This is a genomic window from Caballeronia sp. LjRoot31, from assembly GCF_964253885.1.
GTDB lineage: Bacteria > Pseudomonadota > Gammaproteobacteria > Burkholderiales > Burkholderiaceae > Caballeronia.
The window spans coordinates 1,646,967-1,660,518 of record NZ_CAXURX020000003.1 but is presented as its reverse complement, the minus strand read 5'-3'; the positions used below and the strand labels follow the sequence as shown (position 1 = coordinate 1,660,518).

14 protein-coding genes and 1 pseudogene are annotated in these 13,552 nt (G+C 58.6%); 10 read left to right on the top strand and 5 right to left on the bottom strand.

The features are described from left to right. The first annotated feature begins 62 nt into the window (after window positions 1-62). Both ACSQ8V_RS36105 and ACSQ8V_RS36100 read left to right on the top strand, forming a co-directional pair. Window positions 63-1,115 (top strand): LacI family DNA-binding transcriptional regulator, encoded by a 1,053-nt coding sequence (locus ACSQ8V_RS36105; RefSeq protein ID WP_436209016.1) that lies wholly within the window; start codon window positions 63-65, stop codon window positions 1,113-1,115. A 52-nt stretch (window positions 1,116-1,167) separates the two neighbouring features. Then, window positions 1,168-1,411: pseudogene (locus tag ACSQ8V_RS36100) on the top strand (NADH-dependent alcohol dehydrogenase); the annotation flags it as partial. Window positions 1,412-1,686: 275 nt separating this feature from the next. Here ACSQ8V_RS36100 and ACSQ8V_RS36095 read toward each other — a convergent pair. Together ACSQ8V_RS36095 and ACSQ8V_RS36090 are read right to left on the bottom strand one after the other, a co-directional pair. Beyond that, window positions 1,687-1,884, bottom strand: coding sequence for a hypothetical protein (locus ACSQ8V_RS36095; protein ID WP_213763577.1), 198 nt, complete (start codon window positions 1,882-1,884; stop codon window positions 1,687-1,689). A gap of 353 nt (window positions 1,885-2,237) precedes the next feature. Beyond that, the gene (locus tag ACSQ8V_RS36090) at window positions 2,238-2,558 is read right to left on the bottom strand and encodes a hypothetical protein (RefSeq protein WP_213763576.1); all 321 of its coding nucleotides are present in this window, start codon (window positions 2,556-2,558) and stop codon (window positions 2,238-2,240) included. Between the two features lie 251 nt (window positions 2,559-2,809). Between ACSQ8V_RS36090 and ACSQ8V_RS36085 the strand changes: the two genes are divergently transcribed. The 3 genes from ACSQ8V_RS36085 (at window position 2,810) to ACSQ8V_RS36075 (ending at window position 5,694) form a co-directional block, all read left to right on the top strand. Continuing rightward, complete coding sequence (locus tag ACSQ8V_RS36085) at window positions 2,810-3,232, top strand: MarR family winged helix-turn-helix transcriptional regulator (RefSeq protein WP_436209015.1); 423 nt, start codon at window positions 2,810-2,812, stop codon at window positions 3,230-3,232. 106 nt (window positions 3,233-3,338) lie between these two features. Next, a complete protein-coding gene (locus ACSQ8V_RS36080) occupies window positions 3,339-4,688 on the top strand; it encodes a chloride channel protein (protein ID WP_436209014.1) in 1,350 nt (449 codons plus the stop codon). A gap of 73 nt (window positions 4,689-4,761) precedes the next feature. Then, window positions 4,762-5,694 (top strand): LysR substrate-binding domain-containing protein, encoded by a 933-nt coding sequence (locus tag ACSQ8V_RS36075; protein WP_436209013.1) that lies wholly within the window; start codon window positions 4,762-4,764, stop codon window positions 5,692-5,694. Window positions 5,695-5,742: 48 nt separating this feature from the next. Here ACSQ8V_RS36075 and ACSQ8V_RS36070 read toward each other — a convergent pair whose 3' ends face one another. Then, entirely contained in the window at window positions 5,743-6,414 is a 672-nt protein-coding gene (locus tag ACSQ8V_RS36070; RefSeq protein ID WP_213763572.1) for a peroxiredoxin-like family protein, read from the bottom strand. A 398-nt stretch (window positions 6,415-6,812) separates the two neighbouring features. On the opposite strand from ACSQ8V_RS36070, the gene ACSQ8V_RS36065 reads away from it, so the two are divergent. The 3 genes from ACSQ8V_RS36065 (at window position 6,813) to ACSQ8V_RS36055 (ending at window position 8,569) form a co-directional block, all read left to right on the top strand. Further along, on the top strand, window positions 6,813-7,580 hold the full coding sequence (locus ACSQ8V_RS36065; protein ID WP_213763571.1) for an SDR family NAD(P)-dependent oxidoreductase: 768 nt from the start codon (window positions 6,813-6,815) through the stop codon (window positions 7,578-7,580). A 220-nt stretch (window positions 7,581-7,800) separates the two neighbouring features. Next, window positions 7,801-8,088: a DUF1330 domain-containing protein gene (locus ACSQ8V_RS36060; protein WP_436186406.1), complete on the top strand. Its 288-nt coding sequence runs from the start codon at window positions 7,801-7,803 to the stop codon at window positions 8,086-8,088. 166 nt (window positions 8,089-8,254) lie between these two features. After that, window positions 8,255-8,569, top strand: a complete 315-nt coding sequence (locus ACSQ8V_RS36055; protein ID WP_436209012.1) for an ArsR/SmtB family transcription factor — start codon at window positions 8,255-8,257, stop codon at window positions 8,567-8,569. 364 nt (window positions 8,570-8,933) lie between these two features. Here ACSQ8V_RS36055 and ACSQ8V_RS36050 read toward each other — a convergent pair whose 3' ends face one another. Together ACSQ8V_RS36050 and ACSQ8V_RS36045 are read right to left on the bottom strand one after the other, a co-directional pair. Next, the gene (locus ACSQ8V_RS36050) at window positions 8,934-10,337 is read right to left on the bottom strand and encodes an ISNCY family transposase (RefSeq protein WP_436205574.1); all 1,404 of its coding nucleotides are present in this window, start codon (window positions 10,335-10,337) and stop codon (window positions 8,934-8,936) included. 532 nt (window positions 10,338-10,869) lie between these two features. Beyond that, window positions 10,870-11,484 (bottom strand): TetR/AcrR family transcriptional regulator, encoded by a 615-nt coding sequence (locus ACSQ8V_RS36045; RefSeq protein WP_213767814.1) that lies wholly within the window; start codon window positions 11,482-11,484, stop codon window positions 10,870-10,872. A gap of 317 nt (window positions 11,485-11,801) precedes the next feature. On the opposite strand from ACSQ8V_RS36045, the gene ACSQ8V_RS36040 reads away from it, so the two are divergent. After that, window positions 11,802-12,665, top strand: coding sequence for an MBL fold metallo-hydrolase (locus tag ACSQ8V_RS36040; protein ID WP_436209011.1), 864 nt, complete (start codon window positions 11,802-11,804; stop codon window positions 12,663-12,665). Window positions 12,666-12,715: 50 nt separating this feature from the next. Next, entirely contained in the window at window positions 12,716-13,243 is a 528-nt protein-coding gene (locus ACSQ8V_RS36035) for a hypothetical protein (RefSeq protein ID WP_436209010.1), read from the top strand. Window positions 13,244-13,552: the final 309 nt, after the last annotated feature.

The following is a 13,552-nucleotide window of genomic DNA, read 5'->3' as shown; positions in this document are numbered from 1 at the left end:
CGTTGTAGTATGCGGTCGTGAATGTCATCATTCATGACCCTACGACGAGAAACAGGTTGACGTTGAATACCGAACTAAAGAAGAGGGCACCGCGCCGCAAGTCCAACGCGGTGTCGGTCATGGACGTCGCGCGCGCCGCTGGAGTGTCGACGGCGACCGTTTCGCGTGTTCTGAACGGCAATGCCACGGTTGCTTTGGCCCTGCAGGACCGGGTACGCGAGATCGCGCAAAACCTCGGCTACACGCCCCATGCGGCGGCGCGCGCGCTCGCGTCGCAACGCTCGAAGACCATCGGCGCGGTCATTCCTTCGCTTGAAAACCAGAATTTTGCGCTCGGCGTGTTCGCGCTGCAAAAGCGTCTTGGCGAAGCGGGCTATACGCTGCTTCTGGCGTGCTCGTACTACGACCAGGAGGACGAACTCAAGCAGGTCCGCGCGCTAATTGCCGATGGCATCGCCGGGCTGATGCTAGTGGGCCGCAGCCATTCCCCCCCGCTCTACGAATTGCTCGAGAAGGAGCGGATTCCGCTGGTGAACGGCTGGACCGTCGATCAACATCATCCGTATGTAGGCTTCGATAACGTCGCGGTCGGGCGGCGTATTGCGGAGTATCTGCTCGATCTTGGGCATGTGCATTTCGGCATGATCACGCAGATGACCCAGCACAGTGATCGCGCGGCCGACCGCATCACGGGCGTGCGCGCCGCTTTGCGAGCGCGCGGGCTTGAGTTGCGTCACGAGCACCTGATCGAAATGCCGCACAAAATCATAGAAGGCCAAATGGCGATGCGCGCGCTGATGCAAGGTCCGGTCCGGCCGACCGCCGTTATTTGCGGCACGGACCTGCTTGCCGTGGGCGCACTGGCCGAAGCGCGCGAAGCTGGCATCGACGTTCCGGGCGAGTTGTCGATTGCCGGGATCAATGACATCGAGTTTTCCAGCTTTACTACGCCACCCCTCACCACGATGCGTCTGGCCGCAGACGAAATCGGCGCACGCAGTGCCGAGTACCTGCTCGCGCACATAGAAGGGCGGCCAGTCAGTTCCCAGAACATCGTGCCGACCGACCTGATCGTGCGCGGCACGACGGGCCGGCCGCCGCCGGCCAAGGGCTAAGCCGAAGCCGAAGCCGAAGCCGCGTTTGACTCGTGTTTAACTCGCGTCTATCTTCTCGGTGCTCGATCCCACCACGACGAATTCGTTGCCGCCACCGCAGATAGCCAACGGCGTGGTGGACGCGTTCGTACATATTTGGAGCAATACCTGACATATCCGGTCGGCGCAACCGTGCAGCACCGTTTCGCGGAAGGACTCCCGATCGCCCTGACAGATGTGAGCTCGCAAGCGCTCGCCTAGCCGGAGAACTACGCGGTTCTGGATTGATCGGCGCCGGCGTACCTCAGGACTGGGCGAGGTTTGGAGTGGTCAAGTTATTTCGGACGGGCTGCTAGGTTCTTCCACTGCCGGTTTCGCCTCGTAGGCGGTGGACGACAGATAGCCCAAAGTCGAATGCAAACTGGCTGGATATCAAGGCAGTGACGATCGCTGAGATAACGCGCGTCACTGGGTCAGGTTCCGATCCTCGAACGTGATCAACGGGGCGGTTCTCGTTGCGACCGGACGGGCGATCAGCAGTACAAGGATAGGTGTTTCGCCGGTGTCTGGATGACATGAAGGGGCGCAGAACCTAACCGACTTCGATTCTCCTCATCTGTTCACGAGCCAGAGTCGCTATTTCACGAAGCGTCAGATTGTCAACGTTGGTGCCTGGATCGAAGCGAATCTGAACGCTGACCGATTCTCCGGCTTCATTCTGCAGCACAGCAAACACGATATTCGGATGAGCATTGCGATTGACGTTCACACTAACTAGCAACAGGTGCATGGTCTTCATCCTTGAGTATCGGTTACGCGAGAATTGATTTTGTTCGGTCTTGCGCTGCAGTCCTGACCATCAGTTGCGGATGGATCAACGAGAAAGTCGAAAATTCGGCTCTCAGTGATACTTTTGGCAAGACAGCATATTCATCCGGCCACCGGCCGAGAGAGTTCCACCCCGGAGCGTGCGCCGTCCTTATGCTCATGCACGCTGTTGATGAAGTGATCGGGTTGAATTCCGACCGTGCCACCATCGTTGAAGACCCCTCGTCGCGCACCGCCGGGGCCAGCAATTACCAAAAATTCAACAGCGCATCCTTTAAACGTCGCCTTGCGCCGTGGCGTGCAGGTCGCTGCGGGCTACCGCGACCGGCTGCCCCAATGAATGCCGAAACCACTACCCTGTAGCCGGTGGTGCTCCCGCAAGTTCTGATGGTCGTAGCGCAGTAGCGCGGAGAAATATGAAGGACCGTGAATTATCGGGACCAGGCGATACTCACCGGAATTCGGACCCTCATCTTCGACGTGACGCACGTTGAGCGTTGAATACTCAAGGTTGAGTTCATGGGCACCGATCTCCAACATCGCAATATGTAGGACCCGTGGAGTGCTCGCGACGGCTGGAATCGACACCAGCGCCGCCGACACGACGAGTAGGAAGCCGGCGCAGCAGAAATTCATTTACCGCTCCCTAACGCGGATACGTCATAGCAACCGGCACCTGAAAACAAAGCGATACGTCGACATTGGTCTCCTCCGCGTCGAACGTCTTAGAATCCTCTGCAAAGGCGGCGAACACGGCTACATCACGCGGCCGGAGAATTCGCTGCCTGTTCCACGCACGAACCGAAACCCGGACGCGCAACTTAGGAGCAGTTTAGGCACAAGATGACATATTTTCAATCCGCATTTCCCCAATCTCTGGAGACTGAATGAGCTCCCGCAAAGGCACATCCGCCACGGCGCCAGGTAAGCATGATCTAGAGGCGATGTCCGAGTTCCGCTATCAGCTGCGACAGTTTCTGCGGTTCTCGGAGGAGATCACCCACGCAGAAGGTGTAACTCCGTTGCAATATCAGTTGCTCCTGCATGTCAGAGGGTTTCCCGGCCGGCAATGGGCCAGTGTCGGTGAACTCGCGGAACGGCTGCAGGCTGCGCCGAATGGTACAGCCGCACTCGTCTCACGTTGTGAAGCCGCAGGTCTGGTGGTTCGCGTACCGGACGGCCTGGACCGCCGGCAGGTCCAGGTGCATCTCACGACGAAGGGCGAGCGCTGTCTGTTGAAACTGGCGGCGCTACACAAGTCGGAGATCGAGTCTTTCGGCTGGGTATTTGGACCTGCGCGCAGGAAGTGATGGTCCTCCCGCTTTTATTACACTTCGCCATGAAGACTGAGCCGTCTATCGCGAGATATGGCACAGTGTGCCTTATCGTTTATACTCGTGCCTTTGCGGCGGCGTCATGCGCATACCGGGATTTATCGATAAACGTGCGGTGCAGCGTGGCAGACGGTTGTGGCTGCATTACGGCGTGTTCTGGCTGGGCGCCATCGCGACCGGGCTCGTCGCCGTTCTGTACGCGAAGCTGATCGACGTCGGATACGACACTTTTCTGCGATATGCAACGCGGTACTGGTGGTTGCCGCTTCCCGTCAGCCCGGCGATCGGCGCACTCGGCGTCTGGTTGACCCGACGCTTTTTCCCTGGATCAGAAGGCAGCGGAATCCCTCAGGTCATCGCGACGCTTCATGACAGCGGCGCTCTTGCGCCACGCCTTCTGAGCATAAGAATCCTGGTCGGCAAGATCGTGGTGTCGTTCCTTTCGATATTGGGGGGATTTACGATCGGCCGGGAGGGTCCGACGATCCACGTGGGTGCGGCACTCATGTTCAACCTGCGGCGCTTTTATCCTCAGCGGTTCCGGGCCCTCCGGGGCACGGCGCTTGAGCACCGGCTGGCGCTCGCTGGTGCCGCAGCGGGCCTGTCGGCAGCGTTTAACGCACCGCTCGCCGGTGTCGTCTTTGCGATCGAGGAGTTGACCCGAAGCTTCGAGCAGCGCACAAGTGGCGTGCTGATTACCGCCATCATCTTCGCCGGTATTGTTTCACTGGGATTGCAGGGCAACTACACGTATTTCGGAACGATCGATATAGGGAACCACTTCCCAGACCTGCTCGCAGTAGCCGTCGTACTGATCGGTGCTGTGTCCGGCGTCGCGGGCGGCGTATTCTGCTGGCTACTACTGAATACCGGGCGCTGGATCCCGTCGCGGGTCAACACCTGGCGCGACCGTCATCCGGTGGCGTTTGGTGCCGTGTGCGGCCTGATCATCGCCGTGATCGGTGTGACCTCCGGCGGACATACGTTCGGCAGTGGCTATGCCGAAGCGCGGGCAATGCTGGAAGGACGAGCTCAACTAAGCGCTGCCTACCCGGTACTCAAGATGGCCTCAATGGTCGGGTCGTATCTGCCGGGCGCACCTGGTGGACTCTTTGCGCCCTCGCTGGCGATCGGTGCCGGTATTGGAAATGCGCTGCACCTGGTGTTCGGCCAGATGCAACTGCCGATGCTGATCGCGCTCGGAATGGTCGGTTATCTGGCTGCAGTGACGCAAAGCCCGATCACCGCGTTCGTGATCGTGATCGAGATGATCAACGGCCATGCACTCGTCATATCACTCATGGCTACAGCGCTGATAGCCAGTCAGGTATCGAAGCTCTTTGCCCCGGCACTTTACGAGACGTTGGCGAAGCGATATGTCAGCGTGAATCCCGCCGTGCTCGTCGAAGGGTCGGCAGGAGATAAAACATAGAGCAATCGGTCGCATGGGAGACGGTTCGTATACCCTGCTATTTGATTATGAACAGTTTGCAGGAGAGTAACGCATGGACCGCATGACCGCGATGGAGACGTTCGTAACCGTGGTGGACGCAGGTTCATTTTCTGCTGCCGCTCGCCGGCTAAAGTTGGGCCAGCCGGCGGTCTCGAAGTCGATCGCGCAACTGGAAGAGCATCTCGGCGCGCGGCTTTTGCTTCGCTCAACGAGAGGCCTGGCGCCGACGGATGCGGGCCAGCGATTCTACGAGCACGCCCGCCGTGCAATCGATGAGGCGGATCAGGCCGAACAGGCAGCACGCGAATCGTCGGACGGGCTCTCGGGCCGCTTGCGCATCGGTGCTGCGGTTACCTTCGCGCGGCTGCACATTTTGCCGGCCCTTAAGTCCTTTCTCGACCAGCATCCGAAACTGAGTATCGACATCGTTCTGGACGACCGTTCCATCGATCTGCTTGAACAGGGCGTCGACGTGGCGCTCCGCATGGGTACGCTCGACGACTCGACGATGACCGCACGACGCATCCTGCGGGGACGGCGGCTGGTGGTCGGGACACCGCGCTATTTCGCGGACGCCGGCGTTCCGAAGACACCGGCAGACCTGAGCCGGCACCAGGCGATCGTGTACTCCCTGCGAGGTGGTGGCGAGTCGTGGTCGTTTAGCTGCAACGATGGCACGGAGGTCGCCGTGGCCGTGTCGGGCCGGGTAAGCGTGAGCGCTGCCGAGGGCATGCGCACGGCGGTGCTGGGGCACATGGGCCTCGCTGTCGCGTCAGAATGGATGTTCTCCCCCGAGCTCGCCGACGGCACCGTGCAAGCCGTTCTCACCGAATGGACGCTGCCAGCCATCGATGTCTGGGCAGTCTTTCCGTCCGGTCGCATGGCTACGACGAAAGCGCGCGCCTTCGTCGCTTTCGTCGAGCACCTGTTTGATGGGCACGGTGGCAGTACTGAAGCCGACCCGAAATCCACTCTTGCCGATTGACGCGTGGGTCTCCGAAAACAGCAAAATCGAGGGCGGCAAGTTCTCCGCTTACACCTTCGCAGTCGCCTTCTCGAGCACGGCGAACATGTCGCTTGGATCGGCGCGGCGCGTGTAGTCTGGATGAACCTCCGAGTACAGCACGATACCGTCGCGGCCAATGACGTAGCGCGCTGGCATAGGCAAAGTCCAGCTGGGATCGTCGTTGAACACCGGGAGGTCGTTTCTCAGGCGCCTGTACAAATCGACGAGGTAGCCAGGCAGCGAGAAGCGCACGCCGAACGCTGCGCTCGTCTCGCCGTTGACATCGCTCAGCACCGGGAAGCTCAACCCGTTCTCGCGCACTGACTTGCGGCTATTGACCGGCGTCTGCGGCGAGATGGCGACCACGTTCGCACCATGGGCGCGAATCTGCGACAGCACTTCGTTGATCGCCTGAAGTTCAATGTTGCAGTACGGACACCATACGCCACGATAGAAGGTCACGACGAGCGGCCCCTGCGCAAGCAGGTCGGTCGACGAGACGTCGTTGTCGTTCTGGTCCTTCAATTTGAACAGCGGGGCGCGGTCGCCAGCTTTGATGGCGCGGGCTGCCTGACCGCTCGCGATCAGTTCAGCAGTCGCACGCTCCATGATCGGGTGGATTTCTGCCGGTGCGTAATAGGGCGGTTTGCCGGCCTTGAAGTCGGCTTTGAAAGCGTCGAGTTTGTCTTGCAGTGTCATCGCGAATCTCCTTGAGTGATTGAGGCCGATAGGGCGTTTAATCCGCATTGAGCGTGAGCGTAGCTGCTCACGATCCCCGCAGGTTGAAACTCCCAGAGCATCAGCAGAAGGCATCCCCCGTCGATAACAGTTATTCCGTGCAGGCATGTTCCGCATAAGCGCATTTGTGCCCTCGTGCCCTTGCGAAGCGATGACTCGCGTCTGGGCATCCCGGTTCAGTAAAGTGGACTCCACCAGGAATAGGACCTATTCCTGGCCGACTACTACCGTGCATTCCGACACGAGCGGACGATACGCATCAACCAATGCATGAACACATTGGCGCACATGCAACAGTCGGCTTGTCCCCGCACTTGGGCATGTGAGCAGACCCTTCAAATTTCACTATCGAGGTAATCATGACTCAAGCTCTGAAAGGCAAACTTGCACTTGTGACCGGCTCTTCTCGTGGAATCGGCGCGGCCATCGCAACCCGTCTCGCGCGGGAGGGCGCATCCGTTATCGTCCATTACGCGTCGAGTCCGGAGCGTGCAGAGAACGTAGTTAATGCGATCCGCGATGCAGGCGGCGAGGCCGAAGCGGTCGGCGCCAATCTGGCGAAGCCCGAGGGTGTCGCGGCGCTGACCGATTCGTTGAACGGCGTCTTTGGCGGAAAATTTGAAGGCCGGCTCGACATCCTCGTCAACAACGCGGGCACCGTCGAATACGGACCGTTCCTTGAGTCGTCTGAGACATCGTATGACACGCACTTCAATCTGAACGTGCGGGCGCCGATTGAACTGGCGAAGGACGCGGCAAAGCGCATGATCAAGACGGGCTGGGGACGCATCATCAATGTGGGCTCTGCTTTCGGCGAAGCAGCGCCGCTGCCTGGCGTAACGCTTTACATCGCGTCGAAGTTTGCCATTCGGGGCTTCACACGCGGACTTTCGCGCGAGCTTGGCCAGTATGGCGTGACCGTCAATGCAGTTCAGCCCGGCCCAATCGACACTGAACTCGCTCCCCAGCCTGGGACGGAAGCTCACGCAACGATGACGAAACTCGCCAGTGTGGGTCGCTTCGGTAAGCCCGAAGAAATCGCAGCGGCGGTAGCGTACCTGGCGAGCCCCGAAGCAAGCTACACCACCGGTGAAAGTCTGACGGTCGACGGTGGGTGGATTGCCTGAGGAAGCCGAAGAGGGTTTCGCTCGCACGCTGCCAGGCGCTGATTCGCTGGCGGAAGAGCGTGCGGGACTGAAGCGCGTGCGGATGCAAAATCAACCGCACAGCGCGCCGAGTGCAATCGTCGGAAACTGCGTCCTCAATTCGCACGCGATCGGTATGCGGTCGACTGAGCGGTGCAATCAGCGCGTTTGATCCTGCGCCTACTCTTTGGGAGCAGCAAGCGTGGTCACGTATATCGTTTTCGTGCGAGAAAGCACACAGGACCAGATCGAACTCGACGCTTACCAGGCCAAGGCCGGCGAATCTTTTGCCGGTCACCCGATCAAGGTTCTTGCGGCTTACGGACCGCAGCAGCCGCTCGAAGGACCTGCGCCCGAGGGTGTGGTCATCGTGGAGTTCCCGGACACCCGTTCTGCCCGTGCCTGGTATGACAGCCTGGAGTATCACGCGATAGCGCAGCACCGATTCAAGGGCGCGACCTATAGGACCGTACTGGTCGAGGGAGTGTAGGACCGCCGACGTGCGAAATGCTCGGGCGATCGAGGTCCACTGATGTACATCTCCGGGGCATTTCGCGTGTTATCCCACAGCCAATTCCCCGTCAGTCTGTAGCGGGGATGACTTTGCCGCCGTGCGTGTCAAACCAGAGCAAACGACTTTCGACGATTGATGAACCATGGAAATGGATGAAGACACCAGAATGCTTGCTTTGAGCGCTATAGCGCACCGGTCGCGATTGGCTGTCTTCCGGATACTCGTTACGGCGGGGCCGCGCGGGTTGCCCGCTGGCGAGATTTCTGCGCGGTTAGGAATCGTTTCATCCAGCCTGTCTTTCCACCTCAAGGACATGTTGCGAGCGAACCTTGTATCCGGGCGCCGGGAGGGGACCTTCATCTATTATTCGGCGGCCCTCGATACCATTTATGGGGTCATCGACTTGTTGACCGAAACTTGCCTCGCGGGCCCCGCAAGGATTCCTCCCGCTCAGTAAAGAAGATACCTATAGTGCTCAACTGCTCCGGCGCCGTCAGGAACCTGACTCGCTCGGCACGTCCCGTAGCATGGGACAGCTACGGACGCCGGATATGGACGTTCTGTTTATGAGCCTCTCGCATCATGTTAAGGATTGGGACTGCCCGTTATGAAAGCGCGTGACGGATGATGGATGTAGTTGCTGTCTGCTACAACAGTCGATGTCGATGCTATGAAATGTCGAGGCCAGATTCAGATGTCGATGTCAAATTTTTGTTGATGTCGAGGCCAGATTCAGATGTCGGGGGGCGGGCTAATTAGAAATGTCGGGTTTTGGGTTGGTTTGAGGTTGGTTTCAGCCTTCTAAATCTCTCTTGAAAGGGTCATTTCCCCACCGCGGCTACCCGCCTTTCGGCCGTTCTCAAGATGATGCCGTTCAGGTCCGCTTGCGTGAGCGCGCGCTGCTTGCGCGTGTTGTTGGCCCGCATCTTCGGCTTCGCCGGCTCGCCCTGATTAGTCCTCGACGGCGAACCCGAGATGCGCCGGTTGTCCCGCTCCAGCTGCACCTGCCGCGCCACCTCCAGCACGTGTCCCAGCCGCTTGTTATCCACCACCACCCCTTGGTCAATATCGGACAAGCGATCGTACTGGCGATAGGTCAGGGCGGCACCATTGGCCCGGATCTCGATGCGCCCATCGGGGTATTCGACCACGTCCAGGTAGTGGTGAATCAGGCCGCGGTTGGCCGGCGTATCGTCCAGCAAATACATCACCCGGTCATACTGGACGGTCAACGTCGCCGACACGCAGCGCGAGACCCGACAGGTCAGAATCAGATCAAGATTCTCATCCGCCCTGAGCGGCCGGTGCGCGTTGTACGCACTCCTCGGTGCCTTGCCAAAGCGGCCATTGAAGTCGGCAATGAAGTGGGGCGCATAAGCGTTCGCCGCTTCCTTCGTGTCGATCTTGCGCAGTCGCAACTCCTTCACCAAGCGGTCCTGCAAGGTCAGGTTGGCGCGCTCCACGCGCCCCTTGGCCTGGCTGCTGTTGGCACATAACGTATCCACGTTCAACTCGTACAAGGCCCGTCCGTATTGGGTTACACCCTTGCCGGGCGTGCTCGCCGGGTGGTTGCAGTGGAACACGCTCGCGCGGTCGCTGTAGAGTGCGACCGGTTTGCCATACGCTTCGATGTACTGGCGCGTCGCTTCGAAATAACTGAAGGTCGACTCGGTCGCGGTGAAGTGCAGCGTCATCAGCCGACTGGTCGCGTCGTCAATAAACACCAGCAGCGTGCAGGCCGGCGCGCGTTCCTCAAACCACCGATGATCGCTGCCATCGATCTGGATCAGTTCGCCCAGGCACGAACGCCGGTTCCTCGGCTGGTGGATCTTGGGCGGGCGCTGCTTGCGCGGAATCCACAGGCCCGCGTCAGTCATCAGGTGCCGCACGGTTTCCTTTGAAAGCGTCAGACCGTGAGATTCACGCAGCTTCTCGCAGGCCAGTGTCGGGCCGAAATCGGCGTAGCGGTCTCGGATCAAAATTAGCGCCCGGTAAGCCGTGGCTTCATCGAGCTTTCGATTACCAGGACGTCCTCGGGCAGCCGATCCAACGCCGCCCGGCCCGGTCTGTTTATACCGAAGCACCAGCCGCTCGATCTGACGCACCGTCAGGTGCAAACGCTCGGCGGCCAGGCCCGGTTTGAGCATCCGGTCCATCACAGCTTGAATCACTTTGAGTCGGTCGAGTTCGCGCATGTTCAACGTCACCAGGTCGGTTGGCTGCATGGCGAGCTCCCATCGTTGGATCGGAAGCTCCCAGCATCGCACCAGCACCAAAACACGACATTCCTATCTTGCTCAAACACGACATTAGGATATTGCTGCTACAGTTGAATTGTTGATAATTATCATTATGTCAAATTTGTCGGGCAGCCTGACTAAACCATCGTCAATCGCAATTTATGCTTGAGTCAGTGGCGATCGCTTTAAGGCGATGCGAGCGACTCTTGCCGACCCGATGCTGTTAAAACGTCAACGACAGCCAACGTCGTGAGATTTTCAGGGATCCTCTTCAACGGCAGAATCACATTAAGCTATAACTGTTTTATGGAATTCTCGTAGAGTTTCCGTCCGCCGCCGCTACCGCCAGTGGCCATTGATATATGCGTGAGTTACCGCGCCCTAACCCCGTTCGCATGCCTGTTGCCTTCCGGCAGATCCATCGCGTTAAGCCTGAACGGAAAATGGTTGGCATTTTCGCCCGGCGAATCACGATGGCGTGGTCGGAGTTTGGCCAAATCCTTTTTTTCTCGCCCTCTTAGGTGAGAAGCTTGCCGAAGACGACCTGCTTGAACTCGATCAACGGAGCCTCACTCTTTTCTGCACGCATACGCAATAACGCGCCTTCCCAGCTATTCAGCACGAACCGCCCTAGCATGGCTGCGGGAAGCAGGTCGCCGACTGCACCTTGCTCCTGCGCTTCAGCAATGCAGATCTCGAAGAAATGGCCCCAGCTCGCAAAATGCCCGGCCAGACGCTCCCGCATAAGCACGCTATGGTCAGCCACCTCTGCGCTGAGATTTCCCAACAGACATCCCTTTGCGAAGCCGACTGCCTTAAACACCTTGATCCGGTCGTCAAAATAGGCTTCCAACCGGACCAACGGTGCGACATCGGCATTGCCGAAGATGTCGCGTAGTTTGCCTTCGTTGCGATCGAAGTAGGCGTCCATCACCTCTGCCCCGAACGCCTCCTTGCTGGCGAAGTGATTGTAGAACGACCCTTTGGGCACATTCACGCTCTCGACGATGCTCTGAATACCCGTCGCAGCGTAGCCCTCAGCGTGAATAATCCGCAACCCCGCCTGAACGAGATTGTTGCGGGTATCGGGCTTGGGCTTCGGCCCACGTTTGGCGGCAAGCTGAGATTTCACTTCGCATATCCTTGACTAATTCAAGACGACCGGTCAGAATTAATTTACCGCAGCTTAATGCTGCCTGTCAAGGAATCTGCCCCGCTCGCGAGGAAACGATCGTGATTTTAAGGCTCGATGTAAGCGTGCCCGCAGAAGGTGGAATCAAACCAGGCGCCTGGCTATTCCGTCCCGAGCGCGCGCTGGAGCCCAAACGGCTCGTTTTGATACCGGGCGGCCATTTCGACCCTTATCTCAACGAGTTTCCGCGAGCATCTGCTCGATCCCGATGAGAGCCGTTCGTGACCCCTACATCACAAACAGTAAAGGAATCTACGATGAGTGCCACCAATGCTACTAGCAATATTCAATGGGACTTACTCACGATTAAGCGCCCTGGCCTCCGTCGCGATCTGCCGGCCGGGAAGGAAGATCTGATGTGGGTGGCGAATTCGTCGACACTCATTTATGGAGAACGTGACGCCGTCCTGGTCGACACCTTTCTCACGTCAGAGCAATCACAGACTCTGCTGGACTGGGTGGTCGCGAGTGGTAAGAATCTCACTACCATCTACATTACGCACGGGCACGGCGACCATTTTTTTGGCCTCGCCGCTCTTCTGGAGCAATTCCCGAAGGCAAGAGCGGTTGCTACGCCCGAAGTGGTCGCGGCCATGCACGAGAACCTTTCGCCGGCCTGGATCGATGATTTCTGGCGCCGGCTTTTCCCCGGCGAGATACCGGACCGCCTGCTGGTCGCCGAGCCGCTGGAAAACAATGACCTAGAGTTGGAGGGGCACAAACTCGTCGTGTTGAATGCCGGGCGAACTGATACAGCTCACTCCACATGCTTGCACGTCCCGTCCATCGGATTGATCGTCGGCGGGGATGCTGTTTACAACGGCATTCATCCCTATCTTGGCGAGACCGATACCCAGAGCCGGCTCGAATGGATTTCCACGCTCGACAAGCTTGAGGCCCTGAAACCCCGCGCGGTAATCGCTGGGCACAAAGTGCCGGGGAACGCCGATGATCCCCGCATCATCGGCGAAACGCGGCAATACCTTCGCGATTTCGATCGCCTGGACGCGTCAACGAAAACCGCGCTGCAACTCTACAACGCAATGCTCGAACTCTACCCCGATCACGTCAATCCGGGTTCGCTCTGGGGCGCGGCGAACACGGTCAAGAAGCAATCTTAGGGCTTCTTCCCATCACGAATTAAGATATTTTTTACAAAGGATTCCTGATCATGTACAAAACACTCTTTGCCGCAGCCACCGCTCTGACCTTTTCTGCCGGATCTCTCGCGGCTACTCCTGCCGCCTACAAAGAGCCACTGAATGCTCAGACCCTGAACACAATCAAATCAGAGTTCGGCGGCCTCATGGAATTAGCCAACCGGCACGATTTCAAGGCTCTGCATGAGATGTTCTGGCAATCCCCCTCGGCCCTTCTCGTTGCCAAAAGCGCAATCCCCGCTGAGGGTAACTGGGCAGGCGTCTGGGGCAACGAGGCAATCGATCAGAAGCTGCACGACATCGGCAGCTCTGGCCCGGTCGTGCTTCAGCCGGATTACTCGAAGCTCAAGGTCGTCGGCCTGACGCGAGACATAGCGCAATCCTACGCCCCGGTGAATATCACGGTTTCGTATGCGGGGCAGGACGGAACGCCCAAGCCGTTTCTGATGATCATCAACTGGATAAAAATCAGGAAGGACTGGAAGGTCGCTTCTGAGATCATCCTGCCCGTACCTCCGGCGCCCGTAGCGAAGAGTTAGGCCCCCAGATGCTTACGGCAAGTGTATCCGAACGATCTTTGCAAGCGTGATGCTCGTCACGCTTCCCATACACGCAGAGAACGGAACACTCAATTCGACGAATCTATGCCGCTCAAAGAAAAGGGCACTCTGGTGCGAATTCCGCGCGCGAGAATAGTGGCGTAATCACCGTTACATCATCGTGCTAAAAGGAGCCTTCCAAACTGCGAACGCAGTGGTGGATAAGCTATTTTGGCGATCGATTGAGCCCCTCATGTCAAGCGGCCAAGTCAGGCCTGCTCACGCGAAAGTCGGGCGTGCAGCGGTGGT